At 64.7% G+C, this 13,530-nt stretch carries 13 protein-coding genes; 2 read left to right on the forward strand and 11 right to left on the reverse strand.

The features are described from left to right. Positions 1-66: 66 nt before the first annotated feature. The 8 genes from atpA to HWY37_RS21970 form a co-directional block, all read right to left on the reverse strand. Entirely contained in the window at positions 67-1,608 is a 1,542-nt protein-coding gene (gene atpA / locus HWY37_RS21935) for a F0F1 ATP synthase subunit alpha (protein ID WP_054455187.1), read from the reverse strand. A gap of 28 nt (positions 1,609-1,636) precedes the next feature. After that, the gene (locus tag HWY37_RS21940) at positions 1,637-2,176 is read right to left on the reverse strand and encodes a F0F1 ATP synthase subunit delta (RefSeq protein WP_175206874.1); all 540 of its coding nucleotides are present in this window, start codon (positions 2,174-2,176) and stop codon (positions 1,637-1,639) included. A gap of 12 nt (positions 2,177-2,188) precedes the next feature. After that, positions 2,189-2,659, reverse strand: coding sequence for a F0F1 ATP synthase subunit B (locus tag HWY37_RS21945; RefSeq protein WP_013391129.1), 471 nt, complete (start codon positions 2,657-2,659; stop codon positions 2,189-2,191). Between the two features lie 144 nt (positions 2,660-2,803). Beyond that, positions 2,804-3,046 (reverse strand): F0F1 ATP synthase subunit C, encoded by a 243-nt coding sequence (gene atpE, locus HWY37_RS21950; RefSeq protein ID WP_003815363.1) that lies wholly within the window; start codon positions 3,044-3,046, stop codon positions 2,804-2,806. Positions 3,047-3,164: 118 nt separating this feature from the next. After that, complete coding sequence (gene atpB / locus HWY37_RS21955) at positions 3,165-4,046, reverse strand: F0F1 ATP synthase subunit A (protein WP_175206873.1); 882 nt, start codon at positions 4,044-4,046, stop codon at positions 3,165-3,167. A gap of 84 nt (positions 4,047-4,130) precedes the next feature. Then, on the reverse strand, positions 4,131-4,547 hold the full coding sequence (locus HWY37_RS21960; RefSeq protein ID WP_175206960.1) for an ATP synthase subunit I: 417 nt from the start codon (positions 4,545-4,547) through the stop codon (positions 4,131-4,133). Between the two features lie 439 nt (positions 4,548-4,986). Further along, positions 4,987-6,543, reverse strand: coding sequence for a DUF1254 domain-containing protein (locus tag HWY37_RS21965; protein WP_175206872.1), 1,557 nt, complete (start codon positions 6,541-6,543; stop codon positions 4,987-4,989). Positions 6,544-6,801: 258 nt separating this feature from the next. Further along, the gene (locus HWY37_RS21970) at positions 6,802-7,578 is read right to left on the reverse strand and encodes an enoyl-CoA hydratase (RefSeq protein ID WP_175206871.1); all 777 of its coding nucleotides are present in this window, start codon (positions 7,576-7,578) and stop codon (positions 6,802-6,804) included. 32 nt (positions 7,579-7,610) lie between these two features. On the opposite strand from HWY37_RS21970, the gene HWY37_RS21975 reads away from it, so the two are divergent. Next, positions 7,611-9,389 (forward strand): M61 family metallopeptidase, encoded by a 1,779-nt coding sequence (locus tag HWY37_RS21975; protein WP_425485032.1) that lies wholly within the window; start codon positions 7,611-7,613, stop codon positions 9,387-9,389. 396 nt (positions 9,390-9,785) lie between these two features. Here HWY37_RS21975 and HWY37_RS21980 read toward each other — a convergent pair whose 3' ends face one another. Continuing rightward, on the reverse strand, positions 9,786-10,667 hold the full coding sequence (locus tag HWY37_RS21980) for a LysR substrate-binding domain-containing protein (protein WP_175206869.1): 882 nt from the start codon (positions 10,665-10,667) through the stop codon (positions 9,786-9,788). Positions 10,668-10,904: 237 nt separating this feature from the next. Between HWY37_RS21980 and HWY37_RS21985 the strand changes: the two genes are divergently transcribed. After that, on the forward strand, positions 10,905-11,666 hold the full coding sequence (locus HWY37_RS21985; protein ID WP_176089849.1) for a maleate cis-trans isomerase family protein: 762 nt from the start codon (positions 10,905-10,907) through the stop codon (positions 11,664-11,666). Positions 11,667-11,688: 22 nt separating this feature from the next. On the opposite strand, the gene HWY37_RS21990 is transcribed toward HWY37_RS21985, so the two are convergent. Beyond that, entirely contained in the window at positions 11,689-12,318 is a 630-nt protein-coding gene (locus HWY37_RS21990) for an ANTAR domain-containing response regulator (protein ID WP_175206867.1), read from the reverse strand. Then, the gene (locus HWY37_RS21995; RefSeq protein ID WP_175206866.1) at positions 12,318-13,472 is read right to left on the reverse strand and encodes a transporter substrate-binding domain-containing protein; all 1,155 of its coding nucleotides are present in this window, start codon (positions 13,470-13,472) and stop codon (positions 12,318-12,320) included. The genes HWY37_RS21990 and HWY37_RS21995 overlap by 1 nt, the downstream gene beginning before the upstream one ends. Positions 13,473-13,530: the final 58 nt, after the last annotated feature.

Here is a 13,530-nt window from a genome sequence, read left to right on the forward strand (position 1 = left end):
CCGCTCGCGCCTCAACCATCCGGGAAGGATGGGTGAGGCGTCGCGGACGCCTAACCCATCACTTTCTTAAAAAGCACCGTGCTTCTTGAATTCCTGAATGGCGGCGGCCAATTCGGCCTCGTCATCCTTGGACAGTTCCTTGGTGTCTTCGATGCGCTGGATCAGGGCCGCATGCTTGGCCTTCAGTTGATCCTTCAGCGACTTCTCGAACGACAGCACTTGGGCCACGTCCACTTCATCCAGGTAGCCGTTGTTGACCGTGTACAGCGTGACGGCCAGTTCCCACACCTGCAGCGGCTGGTATTGCGGCTGCTTGAGCAGTTCCACCACGCGCTTGCCGCGTTCCAGCTGGCGACGGGTCGCGTCGTCCAGGTCGGAAGCGAATTGAGCGAAGGCGGCCAGTTCACGGTACTGCGCCAGGTCGGTACGGATACCGCCGGACAGCTTCTTGACGACCTTGGTCTGAGCAGCGCCACCCACACGCGACACCGAGATACCGGCGTTGATTGCGGGGCGGACACCGGCGTTGAACAGGTCGGTTTCCAGGAAGATCTGGCCGTCGGTGATCGAGATCACGTTGGTCGGAACGAAGGCCGACACGTCGCCTGCCTGGGTTTCGATGATCGGCAGCGCGGTCAGCGAGCCGGTCTTGCCCTTGACGGCGCCGTTGGTGAACTTCTCGACGTACTCTTCGTTCACGCGGGCAGCGCGTTCCAGCAGGCGCGAGTGCAGGTAGAACACGTCGCCCGGGTAGGCTTCGCGGCCCGGCGGACGGCGCAGCAGCAGCGACACTTGGCGATAGGCCCAGGCTTGCTTGGTCAGGTCGTCATAAACGATCAGGGCGTCTTCGCCGCGATCGCGGAAGTATTCGCCCATCGTGCAGCCGGCGTAGGCGGCCAGGTACTGCATGGCGGCCGAGTCGGAGGCCGAAGCGGCCACGACGATGGTGTATTCCATCGCGCCGTGCTCTTCCAGCTTGCGCACCACGTTGTTGATCGTCGAAGCCTTCTGGCCGATAGCGACGTACACGCAGGTGACGCCCTTGCCCTTCTGGCTGATGATCGTGTCGACGGCCACGGCGGTCTTGCCGGTCTGGCGGTCGCCAATGATCAGTTCGCGCTGGCCGCGGCCGATCGGCACCATCGAGTCGATAGCCTTGATGCCGGTTTGCAGCGGTTGCGACACCGAGCGGCGGGCGATAACGCCAGGCGCCACTTTTTCGATGATGTCGGTGGCCTTGGCGTTGACCGGGCCCTTGCCGTCGATCGGCTCGCCCAGCGTGTTCACCACGCGGCCCTTCAGTTCGGGACCGACCGGAACTTCCAGAATGCGGCCGGTCGTCTTGACCTGGTCGCCTTCGGAAACGCCGGTGTAGTCGCCGAGAATAACGGCGCCGACGGAATCACGCTCGAGGTTGAGCGCCAGACCGAAAACGTTGTTGGGGAATTCGAGCATTTCGCCCTGCATCACGTCGGACAAGCCGTGGATGCGGGTAATACCGTCGGTCACGGACACGACGGTGCCCTGAGTACGGACATCAGCCGAAGCGCCCAGGCCCTCGATGCGGCTCTTGAGCAGTTCGCTGATCTCGGAGGGATTGAGTTGCATATTGACTCCTGGAATCCTGTTAGTTGCCTTAAGCGGCGAGCTGATCGCGCATGCGGGCCAATTGGGCTTGTACGGAAGTATCGAGCACCTGGTCACCGACGGCCACGCGCACGCCGCCGATCAGCGACGGATCGACGGTGACGCTGGGCTTGAGCTTGAGGCCGAATTTTTGTTCAAGTGCGGTAACCAGCTCTTTGACCTGGGCATCGCTCATCTCGAACGCGCTGGTGATTTCCGCCTGCGCCGTGCCGTCGTGACGATTCCGCAGCACCGCGAATTGCGCGGCGATGTCGGGCAGCAGCAGCAACCGGTCGTTTTCGACCAGCAGCTCGATGAAATTGCGGGCGGCTTGAGGCAGTTCGGCCTTTACCAGGCCGGAGAACAGCTCGACGCGCTGCTTGTCGCCCAGACGCGGGTCGGCCATGGCCTCGCGCACGTCGGGGTTGGAGGCGACCTGAGCCAGTTCGCTGACCAGGTCGGACCAGGCCGGCAAGCCGGCACGGTCGTCGCGCGCCGCGCTGAAGAGCGCTTCAGCGTAGGGCCGGGCAACAGTGGAAAGTTCAGCCATGACGGTCCCGGATTAAAGCTGCGCGCGAAGCTGGTTGAGCAGCTCGGCGTGTGCGCGGGCGTCAACCTCGCGCTTGAGGATCTGTTCAGCACCCTTGACGGCCAGCGCAGCGACGTCGTCGCGCAGCAGGTCACGGGCGCGCTGGACTTCCTGCGCGGCATCCTGGGCAGCCTGCGCCACGATACGGGCGCGCTCGGCTTCCGCTTCACGGCGGGCCTGCTCGATCAGGGAGGCGGCTTGCTTCTCGGCCTCGATGATGCGGGCGTGGTTTTCGGACTTGGCAGAAGCCTCGATCAGACTGACGCGCGCCTGGGCTTGAGCCAGATCGGCTTTGCCCTTCTCGGCGGCGGCCAGGCCGTCGGCGATTTTCTGGCGGCGCTCGTCCATCGCCTTCGTCAGGGGAGGCCACACGAATTTCATCGTGAACCAGCCCAGAACGAAGAACACGAGCATCTGGAAAATGATCGTCGCGTTCAGATTCACGGTCGTTCCTTTAACACCTTTCGGCTCCGACCGCACCCGGAAAGGGGCGTCACGGAGCACTCGATACTTTGCTGGGCGGCGACGGAGCTTGCACTCGCACCGCCGCCAGCGTCATGACCCGCCTTTTCGCCGGCGGGCGGTGCCTTAGCCGACGAACGGGTTGGCGAAGGCGAACAGCATGGCGATACCCACGCCGATCAGGAATGCCGCGTCGATCAGGCCAGCCAGCAGGAACATCTTCGTTTGCAGAGCGTTCATCAGTTCAGGCTGACGAGCCGAGGCTTCCAGATACTTGCCGCCCATCAGTGCGATGCCGATGCAAGCGCCGATAGCGCCCAGACCGATGATAAGACCGCAAGCGAGGGCAACGAAAGCGACGTTGGTCATGACAACTCCTTGGTTAGAAATCTGAAGTCAAAAATTGAAAAATAAGGGGTACTGCTCAATGCAAGATAATCTTGCTATCCCGCGCTGGCCGGGTGGCCAACACGGGAAATCGGGGGGATCAGTGGCCTTCGTGAGCCTGGCCGAGGTACACCAGCGTCAGCATCATGAAGATGAAGGCCTGCAGCAGGACGATCAGGATGTGGAAGATCGCCCAGATGGAACCGGCCAGGATGTGACCGATGCCCAAGCCGATGCTGGCGCCGTTGAAGCCGGTCCAGGCGCCGCCCAGCAGGGCGATCAGCATGAAAATCAGTTCGCCGGCGAACATGTTGCCGAACAACCGCATGCCCAGCGACACGGACTTGGCGGCGTATTCGATCAGGTTCAGCAGCAGGTTGAACGGAGCCAGCACGATGGCGCCGATGCCGTGCGCGTGGAACGGCGCGGTGAACAGTTCCTTGACGAAGCCGCCCGGGTGCTTGATCTTGATGCCGTAATAGAACATCAGCAGCAGCACGCCCAGCGACATGCCCATCGGCACGTTCAGGTCGGCGGTCGGCAGAATGCGGTGGTAGTAGAGCGGGTCGCCGTGTTCAGCGCCCAGGCCGGTCCAGCGCCAGATCGAGGGCAGCAGGTCCACGGGCAGCAGGTCCAGCGCGTTCATCAGGATGATCCAGAGGAACACGGTGAGCGCCAGCGGGGCGATGAAGAGACGGCTCTTGGCGTTGTGGACGATGCCCTTGGCCTGGTCGTCGACCATGTCGACGATCATTTCCACGAAGGCCTGGAAACGGCCCGGCACGCCATTGGTGGCGCGGCGCGCAGCGCGCCACAGGAAGAAAACGACGATCAGACCCATCAGGCCCGACCAGAACAACGAGTCGTAGTTGATGATGTCGAACTGAGCGATAGCGCTCTGTTTCTCACCCGTATTGTTCAGATGCACCAGGTGGTGCTGAATATACGCGGACTGAGGCGACACGTCGCTGGCAGCAGCCATTTGAATCCTACCCTATTTGCTGTATGCCCGGTCCTTGCGAACCGGACGATTCCACGATTTCGTTTGCCGCAAACCTGCTCGGCGCTATGACAACTTGCGGAACATCAGGAGCAGGAGATAGCCCTTCAATGTGAGTATCAAGCCGAGCAGCGCGGCAGGCCATACGAGGCTATCCTGCGCCACACGCGAAAGCAGCCACAACAGCAACGCCGTTGCGAACAACTTGATCAACTCACCAGAGAGAAAGGTAAAGGGACTGGCCTTTCCGGCCCGCACGCTGACAACCAGGCGCAATGCGAACAACGCATTGGGAATGAAATACGCTCCCGCCCCCGCCAACGCCGACCAACCTGCCGCCGCCCCTCCGACAACCCCCGCAATCACTGCTGCTGCGAGCCCCATGGCACCTTGCGCAGCCAATGCCAACAGGAGCCCGCGGCTGGCTTGAGCATTCAGCGCCGCGCGATCCGCGTCACTGAGAACCAGAACTTTATCCGTCATGTCGTGGTCAAACCCTGCTTGCTTCTGACCTTGACCTTCAACCGGACCCTGCCGCACTTCCTGCTGCATGGAGTTCTGTTGCATCAAACTTCCTCGCTTTGCTTCTTTGCCCCTATCAGAACCGGCGCGTCCCGCTGCCCGTAGCTGCCTCCCATAGCGTGCGTAGTCCGTTGATTTAAAACACGTTATCAACGCCCTATCCGCTACTTGTCAGCCGCTACGTGTTCTTATCCCGCAAGCGTCAAACCCGCAGAGTATAGCGTGATTCTTTTTACCCTAGCAAATGACTTTCGGCCGTTTGTAAGGCGTAAACAACGCTCGGATCGAAGGAAATTGGGGACGTGAATTGGCCCCTTCCGACGCCGGCGCAAACCCTGCGCAATGAAGCGCGGCCATCCTTGATGGAGGCCGCGCTTTTTAACACATCTACAACCCGCGATCAGTCTTCCTTGACCGGCGGCGGCGCCCACAGGCCGTCCAGCGCGGTGTCCTGCGGCCAGTACAGGCGCATGCTGAGCAGGAACGGCGCATCGGCGGCCGGCGAGGCAATCCAGTTCGAGCGCTTGCGCTCGCCGGGATCGCGGCGCTGAATGTAGATGTCCAGCGACCCGTCGGCGTTGTACTTCAGGCCGTCGGTGCTGCGCAGCACGTAGCGGTTGGCCGGGTTGTCGGCAAAGCCGTGCTTCTCGTTATAGACATGCAGCGACCAGAAGGCGTTGACCGGCGGCAATTGGCCCTTGTCGAAGTGCAGCACGTAGTCCTCGTTGGAATTCAGCGCGCGGCCCTTGGAATCCGACACCGTGACCGGGTACAGCACGTCCTCGGGCGTCGGCGCGCCCAGGCCGGCGTAGGCGATGGCGGCGCGGCGCGTGTAGTCGGTGCCGTACGTGCCGATGCCGCTCAGCACCGTGCCCCAGCCATTCATCGGCGTGCCCAGGCGCGACACGCCGTCGGCGATGCGGCGACCCGCCAGCGGTTGGGCCTGCGCCAGCGCCTGCTGCACGGCCGGGCTCAGCCGGCCGTACGAGAACGGCTGGCGGGGATCCATGCCGATGCGGCGCATGCGGTCCAGCATCGGCGTGTCGTTGGCGTGCGGCGGATTGTTGCGCATCACGTCGAAGAACAGCGTGAAGAACGACGCCGCGTCCATGCCCGCGGCCTGCTCGGCCGGCGTGCCGTCAGGCACCGTCACGGGCATCGGCGGTGGCAGGTCGCTGCCGATGGGAGCCGAGCCCACACCAGGCCCAGTCTGCGGATAGGCGGTGCGCGCGCCGCGGCTGCCTGCGGGGCGTGCGGCCGCGACAGGCGCCGCAACCATCGGGCTGGCCGTCATGCCGGCCTGGATCTGATTGACGGCCGCATAGTCCTGCGGGCCGCCCGCCTGGGTCCAGCCGATGAGCCAGCCGGTGGCGGTGGGGCTGTGGATCACGTCCATGCCGGCCGGCACGCTGCCCTGCCAGCCGGGGCCGACGATGGCGAAGGATTGCGCGCCGTTGCCGTTGGTGCGCGTGCCGCGCGAAGCGAACACGTCGCTCCACATGTCCAGGGCCGACAACACCATATAGCGGTTGCCGGTCGCGGGCAGGTTCACGATCAGCGGCGCGCGCGACACGTCGAACCAGAGGCTGGAATAAAGCGCATCGGCGCTGGGCCAGGGCACGTCGGCCACGCGAGGGTCCGGGAACGAGGCCTTGTGGCCGAACTGGTTCATGGGGGCCTTGCCGTCCAGCGGGGTCTGCACGGCGGTGGCCTGGCGGCGAGCCAGTTCCATCAGCACCATCGGGTACGCGTAGACGTAGGCGTCGATGGCGATATCGCGCAGTTCTTGCTCGCTCATCTGCGGCGCAGGCGCCGAGGCGGCCGGATACGGCGTTTCGGACACCAGGCGCAAGGACGAACGCGGTGACTGCGCCTGGACGGCGGTCACGAAGCAGGCGCTCAACGCGCCGGCAAGAACCGCGGCGGACCAGCGGCGGGTAGCGATGGATGTACGCATGCAAGGCTCCTTATTTTGGTTTTTCAAGCGAGCCGCCGCGCCGGAAGGACTTGCCAGTTCGGGCAAGCCTCTCTGGCGCGGCACCTCGCGATGACGCCTTTTCAGGATAGGACTGATACCTGCAACAAGGTGCTGCCCGTGCGTTTCAAAACGCAACCCGACACGCGGACAGGAACGCATGAAAAAAAAACGCGCCCTGTCAGGGCGCGCGACGCAGATCCAGGGCCGCCCGGGCCGAAAGCGCGGGCGTAACAAGGATTAACGGTGTTTGAAGTCCGGTTTGCGCTTCTCGGTGAAAGCGGCCATCCCTTCCTTCTGGTCTTCCGTGGCGAACAGCGAATGGAACACGCGGCGCTCGAACAGCAGGCCTTCATTGAGCGAGCCTTCGAAGGCGCGGTTGACGCATTCCTTGGCCATCATGACCGAGGGCAGCGACATGGAGGCGATGACGGTGGCCGCGTCCATGGCCTCTTCCATGAGCTTGTCGGCCGCGACCACGCGCGACACCAGGCCGGCGCGCTCGGCTTCCTCAGCGCCCATCATGCGTGCGGTCAGCGCCAGGTCCATGGCCTTGGCCTTGCCCACCGCGCGCGGCAGGCGCTGCGTGCCGCCCGCGCCGGGGATCACGCCCAGCTTGATTTCGGGTTGGCCGAACTTGGCCGTGTCGGCGGCAATGATGATGTCGCACATCATGGCCAGTTCGCAGCCGCCGCCCAGGGCGTAGCCGGCCACGGCGGCGATCACGGGCTTGCGTATGCGCTTGAGCGTTTCCCAGTTGCGCGTGATGTATTCGCTGCCATAGACGTCCATGTAGGACCAGTCTTTCATGGCGCCGATGTCGGCGCCGGCGGCGAAGGCCTTTTCACTGCCCGTGATGACCACGGCGCCGATGTCGGCGTCCGCTTCGAACGCCAGCAGCGCCGCGCCGAGCTCATCCATCAGTTGATCGTTCAAGGCGTTCAGGGCCTTGGGGCGGTTCAGCGTCAGCAGGCCGACGCGCCCCCGGGTTTCGACCAGCACAAACGACTCGCTCATTGATGTCTCCAAATGAAGTATGAAAGTAAGATATGGCCATGGAAAAAGACAACGCTCTGCCGCTACTTTACCGCCTCGCGCCCCATGACCCGGCCGGACACCGCTACCGGATAACCCTAAGCATCGCAGCCCCCTCCCCCGACGGCCAGCGCCTGTCGCTGCCGGCCTGGATTCCGGGCAGCTATCTGATCCGCGATTTCTCCCGCCAGATCGAATCCCTGGCGGCTTATTCGGGCACGCGCCGCGTGCCCGTCGAGAAGACCGACAACCACACCTGGCAGGCCGCGCCCTGCGACGGTCCGCTGCGGGTGGAGTACGAAGTCTATGCCTGGGACCTGTCGGTGCGCGGCGCGCACCTGGACGAGACCCACGGCTTCTTCAACGGCACCAGCGTGTTCCTGCGCGTGCACGGCCAGGACCACCTGCCCTGCCTGGTGGACCTGGAACCGCCGCGCTCGATCTCTGACTGGAAGGTCTACACCAGCCTGCCGGAAGCGCGCGGCCACAAGGGCGCGGCGCGGCGCCACGGCTTCGGGCTGTACCTGGCGCCGGACTATGACGCGCTGATCGACCATCCGGTGGAAATGGGCACGCCGCAGGTGTCGAGCTTCGTGGCGCACGGCGCCGAACACGAGCTGGTGTTCACCGGCGTCGCGCCCAAGCTGGACCTGGCGCGCATTACGGACGACGTGCGCAAGATCTGCGAGACGCAGATCGCTTTCTTCGAGCCGCGCAGCAAGCGCGCGCCCTTCCTGGACAGCTCGGACCGCTATGTCTTCATGACGATGGTCACCGGCGACGGCTACGGCGGGCTGGAGCATCGCGCCAGCACGGCGCTGATGACGGCGCGCAAGGACCTGCCGGTAATGGGCCAGCAGGGCCAGGGCGAAGGCTACCGCGGCTTCCTGGGCCTGGTGAGCCACGAGTATTTCCATACCTGGAACGTCAAGCGGATAAAGCCGGATGCCTTCGTACCCTACGATCTGGCGCAACCGGACCTGACGCGCTTGCTGTGGGTGTTCGAAGGCTTCACGTCCTATTACGACGACCTGCTGCTGTTGCGCTCTGGCGCGATCACCCAGCCCGACTATCTGCGCCTGCTGGCCAAGACCATCACCAGCGTGGCGCGCACGCCGGGCCGGCTGAAGCAGTCGGTGGCCGAGAGTTCATTCGATGCCTGGACGCGCTATTACAAGCAGGACGAGAATTCGCCGAACGCGCTGGTCAGCTACTACACCAAGGGCGCGCTGGTGGCATTGGGGCTGGATCTGCTGATCCGCCGGGAAACGAACGGGGCCCGCTCGCTGGACGATGTGATGCGGCTGCTGTGGAACCGGTATGGGCGCGATTTCTACCAGGGCAAGCAGCAAGGCGTGGCTGAGGACGCGCTGCCTGGCTTGATACTCGAAGCGACGGGCGTGGATACGAAGCGCTTCATTGCGCGCCATGCCTATGGGACGGCGGACGTGCCGCTGGCGGAGCTGTTGGAACCCCAGGGTATCAAGCTGCAGTGGAAGACGGCGGCCAATATTCCTTCGCTGGATGTGCGCACGCGCAAGCAGGGTGAGTCGCTGACGCTGGCGACGGTGCTGGAGGGCGGCGCGGGGCACAAGGGTGGCCTGTCGGCCGGGGATGTGCTGGTGGCGGTGGACGGCTTGCGGGTGGATGCGCCGGCGGGGCTGGAGCTGTTGCTGGCGCAGTACAGGGTGGGGGACCGAGTGACTGTGCATGTGTTCCGGCGGGATGAGTTGAGGGAGTTTCGGGTCAGGTTGAGTGCGCCCGAGGCTTTGGATTGTGTATTGACGAGCTAGGTTTTTTTGCTTTGCTCGTTTCTGGCAAGGGCCGCCCTATTTGGGGCGGCCCTTCTTGTTTCTTTTGACCGCCTGACGCGGCGGCCCGCCCGGTAGCGCGGGGCAACGACTGCGGTCCGGAGCCTGCGCTCCGGACTTCCCCTGCGTCATCCTCGTCACCGCCTGCGACGGTTCCTTCGGATTCCCTTGGGCTTATCGACGCCCCGCGCTACCGGCCTGCCCGCCACACCCGGCTCCGCTGCTTGAATCTTCACGGACGCTGGGGCGAGTTGTGTACTTGGCATTCTTACCTCGGACTGGATGATGCGGAGGATCTTGCGGGGCCCGCCCCAGGCCGGCCGCGCGGGCGGCCTTTTGGGGCTTACGCGGTGTCTTGCGTGTTGAGCGACTCCTCTCTCATTCATCCTTCATCTGCGCCGCCGTCTGCAAGAACGCATCCAGCGCGCGCCTGCGTCCCTGCCTGCGGGTCACGGCGTAGACCATGGCGCGGGCGATGTCGGCGGGCAAGGCGCAAATGGCGAGGCGGTCGGTGGCGTGGCGGCAGGTGGAGCGCGGGACCAGGGCCACGCCCAGGCCGGCGGCGACGAGCGCCAGTTGGGCGGGGACTTCGGCGACGGTTTGGGCGGCTGACAGGGGCAGGCCGGCGCGGGCGCAGGTTTCGGCCAGGGTGCGGGCGAAGGCCGAGGTGTCCTGGCGCAGCATGACGAAGGCTTCGCCGGCGAGGTCGCCGAGTTCCAGGCGCTTGCGGGCGGACAGGGGGTGGCCTTTGGGGAGCACGGCCACGACGGGGTCGGGCCATAGGGGCATGGACTGCAGTTCCTCGTCGTCGACGGCGGTGCGCGAGATGCTGACGTCGATGCGGTGGCCGCGCAGCGCTTCCAGCTGCGCGGCCGGGTTCATTTCGTTGAGCAGGACGGAGACCTGGGGATGGGTGCCCTTGTAGCGGGCGATCAGGGCCGGCACGGGACCCATGAAGTGCGATCCGGACAGGCCGACCTCGATGCGACCGGCCAGGCCCTGGTCCACGGCGCGGACGCGGACGGTGGCGTCCTTCAGGCTGGCGAGCAGCGCGCGCACGTCGTTCAGGAAGGCTTCGCCGGCCTCGGTCAGGGTCACGCGGCGGTTGTTGCGGTCGAACAGCTTGACCTCGAGTTCGCGCTCCAGCTGCGCGATCTGCAGGCTGAGCGGCGGCTGCGAGATGTGCAGGCGCGCCGCGGCCCGGGTGAAGTTCAGCTCTTCGGCCAGCACGGCGAAATAGCGGAGTTGGCGGATTTCCATGGCGGCCAGTTATTTGGGAAAGATATCAAACCAGATAAAAACTATATTGGAAAATATCGTTCCCCGCGACCAGAATAAGTCCTGCCGCCAGAGCACACGACAACATCCGGGGACCTGCCATGACACCGGCGCCCGCCGCCGCAGGCACTGCCACCGGCTGACATCCCGATTCCGAATTGCCGGCTTTCCGCGCTCCGCGGCGGGCCGGCCCCGTTACGCCTTTCGAGGAGCATCGCCATGACCACTTCCCCCCGCGCCCTGCGCATCGGCCAGATCGTCCCCAGTTCCAATACCACCATGGAAACCGAGATCCCGGCCATGCTGCGCCTGCGCGAGACCATCGCGCCCGAGCGCTTCACCTTCCATTCCAGCCGCATGCGCATGAAGCAGGTGACGGCGGCGGAACTGGCCTCGATGGACCGCGAATCGGACCGCTGCGCGCAGGAACTGTCCGATGCGCGCGTGGACGTGCTGGGCTATGCATGCCTGGTGGCGATCATGAGCCAGGGGCTGGGCTATCACCGCGTTTCGCAGGAACGCCTGCACCAGGCCACGGTGGACAACGGCGCGCCGGCGCCGGTGATCTCCAGCGCGGGCGCGCTGGTGGAAGGCCTGCACGCCATCGGCGCGCGCAAGGTCGCGATCCTGACGCCCTACATGAAGCCGCTGACCAAGCTGGTGGTGGACTACATCGAGAACGAAGGCATCGAGGTGCAGGACAGCGTGTCGCTGGAGATCGCCGACAACCTGAAGGTCGGCGCGCAGGACCCGATGGCGCCGGCCAGCCACGTCGACCGCCTGAACACGCGCGGCGTGGATGCGGTGGTGCTGTCCGCCTGCGTGCAGATGCCGTCGCTGGCGTCGATCCAGCCGGTGCAGGACCGCCTGGGTCTGCCGGTGGTGACCGCCGCCGCGGCCACGGTCTACCGGATGCTGAAGGTGCTGGACCTGGAAGCGCGCGTGCCGAATGCGGGCGAGCTGCTGACGGGCAAGTACTGAGCCTGCCCGTTCCAGGCGCGTCCTACTTTCCCAAGGACAGGATCTCGTTGGCGTTGACGATGGCGCCGGCGATCTCCTCGGTGGTGACGCGCTTGTTCATGGCCTGCTCGCGGATCAGGTCGTAGGCCTGGTCCTCGGTGACGTTGCGCGTGCGCATGAGGATGCTCTTGGCCTCCGCGATGCGGCGCACGCCCAGCAGCTTGCCTTCGAGCTTGCGCAAACGCCTGGCGTGCGACTTGATGTCGTCGTAGACCTGGCGCGCCACCACCAGCGACGACAGCAGGCCGAATGAGCGCACGGGCGAAGGCAGCACCGCTTTCGCCCCGATACGCAGCACCGCCTCGACGATGGTCGGATTCTCGTAGGTGACGATGGCGATCACCATGGGCGCGTCTTCGCTCTTGGCCCACTCGAAGCCCAGGTCAATCACGTCCGGGCGCACGGCCAGGAACACGGCGTCCAGCCCTTCGGGCAAGGTCGGCGCCGGAGGCCAGAAGGTCTGCACCTGGCAGCCGATCCGCTGCAATTGCTGCGTCAACTGGCGGCCATCGGCATCGTCGGGATGGTAGACGGCGATCCGCAGCGTGCGCAGGTCCTTGAGCAGGGAAGGCGTTGCGCGCACCGCGCGCTGGCGGCTGGCGGGCTCCCCCATCAGATCTCCAGCGAGCTCAGGGTGGCCGTCCAGTCGCCGAGCGAATGGGTGACCAGGTACGGATCGGGATGCACCGGCCGGGTGGCCTCGCGCACGATGGTGAACTGGCCTTTGGCATTGACCCGGCCGACGCGGGGATACAGGCAGGTGTGGTGGTTGGTGGGGTCGATGCGCACACGGCCCTGGGGCGCCTGGAATTCGCTCTGCAGCACGCGCGGCAGGATCTGGGCGATCTCGTCGGTGCCGGTGTCGCGGAAGGCGTTGGCGAAGATGTGCATCTGGAAGTACGCCGCCTCCCAGCACAGGTTGGGCACGCAATCGTGGCCGAAGCGCCGCCGCAACCGCTCCAGGCAGCGCCGGTTGATGTCGGAATCAATGGACTGGAAGTAAGGCGCGGACGTGAAATGTCCGGCAGCCACCTCGGGCTCCATCTGCGAGATTTCCGCCTCCGAGGTCGTGAGACTGGCGATCGGCATGGTCTTGGGGTCGAAGCCCGCATCCGCGTAGGCGCGGTACAGGCAGGCCGTGGAATTCCCCACGACCGTGGAAAAGATGAAGTCGGGACGCTTGTTGCGGATATCGTCCAGGATCTCGCGATAGTCGCGTTCGGTGGCCGTAAGCGGCACGTAGCGCTCGCCCAGCTTGGCGCTGTCCTGGCGCTGCAGCACCAGCTCGCGCATGATGCGGTTGGACTCGTAGGGATAGATGTAGTCCGAGCCGATCAGGTAGACCCGGGCGCCGAAGTTGGCAGTCATGAACTCGGCCAGCTGCACGCTGTTCTGGTTCGGCGCGGCGCCGGTGTAGATGATGTTGTTCGAGAACTCGAACCCTTCATACAGCGTCGGATAGAACAGCAGCCGGTTCCACTTTTCCACCACCGGCAGCACCGCCTTGCGGCTGCTGGACATGTAGCAGCCGAATATGACATTCACGCGGTCTTGCGTGATCAGCCTTTCCGCCAGCACGCTGTAGGTGGCGGGATCCGATCTCGGGTCGTAGCGCACGGGCACGATCTCCCGTCCGTCGACCCCGCCCGCCTCGTTGATCTCGTCGATGGCCAGCAAGGTGCCATGCAACTGCGACCGGCCTATGGTCGATGTCGCGCCTGTCTCGGAAAACAGCACGCCTACGCGGATTGGATCTTTGTTTGCCATGATCGAGACGTCCGCTGCCGCGGACATCCATCCTTTTTCGAGTTCAACAGTTTCAGCA

The organism is Achromobacter anxifer, assembly GCF_903652925.1.
GTDB lineage: Bacteria > Pseudomonadota > Gammaproteobacteria > Burkholderiales > Burkholderiaceae_B > Achromobacter > Achromobacter anxifer.

What these genes read in the sequence shown, in the direction of transcription:
- HWY37_RS21960 (WP_175206960.1), bottom strand. Translation starts at nt 4,547, where the DNA reads ATGACGGATAAAGTTCTGGTTCTCAGTGACGCGGATCGCGCGGCGCTG.
- HWY37_RS21965 (WP_175206872.1), bottom strand. Translation starts at nt 6,543, where the DNA reads ATGCGTACATCCATCGCTACCCGCCGCTGGTCCGCCGCGGTTCTTGCC.
- HWY37_RS21995 (WP_175206866.1), bottom strand. Translation starts at nt 13,472, where the DNA reads ATGGCAAACAAAGATCCAATCCGCGTAGGCGTGCTGTTTTCCGAGACA.
- HWY37_RS21970 (WP_175206871.1), bottom strand. Translation starts at nt 7,578, where the DNA reads ATGAGCGAGTCGTTTGTGCTGGTCGAAACCCGGGGGCGCGTCGGCCTG.
- HWY37_RS21975 (WP_425485032.1), top strand. Translation starts at nt 7,611, where the DNA reads ATGGCCATGGAAAAAGACAACGCTCTGCCGCTACTTTACCGCCTCGCG.
- HWY37_RS21985 (WP_176089849.1), top strand. Translation starts at nt 10,905, where the DNA reads ATGACCACTTCCCCCCGCGCCCTGCGCATCGGCCAGATCGTCCCCAGT.
- atpB (WP_175206873.1), bottom strand. Translation starts at nt 4,046, where the DNA reads ATGGCTGCTGCCAGCGACGTGTCGCCTCAGTCCGCGTATATTCAGCAC.
- atpA (WP_054455187.1), bottom strand. Translation starts at nt 1,608, where the DNA reads ATGCAACTCAATCCCTCCGAGATCAGCGAACTGCTCAAGAGCCGCATC.
- HWY37_RS21940 (WP_175206874.1), bottom strand. Translation starts at nt 2,176, where the DNA reads ATGGCTGAACTTTCCACTGTTGCCCGGCCCTACGCTGAAGCGCTCTTC.
- atpE (WP_003815363.1), bottom strand. Translation starts at nt 3,046, where the DNA reads ATGACCAACGTCGCTTTCGTTGCCCTCGCTTGCGGTCTTATCATCGGT.
- HWY37_RS21990 (WP_175206867.1), bottom strand. Translation starts at nt 12,318, where the DNA reads ATGGGGGAGCCCGCCAGCCGCCAGCGCGCGGTGCGCGCAACGCCTTCC.
- HWY37_RS21980 (WP_175206869.1), bottom strand. Translation starts at nt 10,667, where the DNA reads ATGGAAATCCGCCAACTCCGCTATTTCGCCGTGCTGGCCGAAGAGCTG.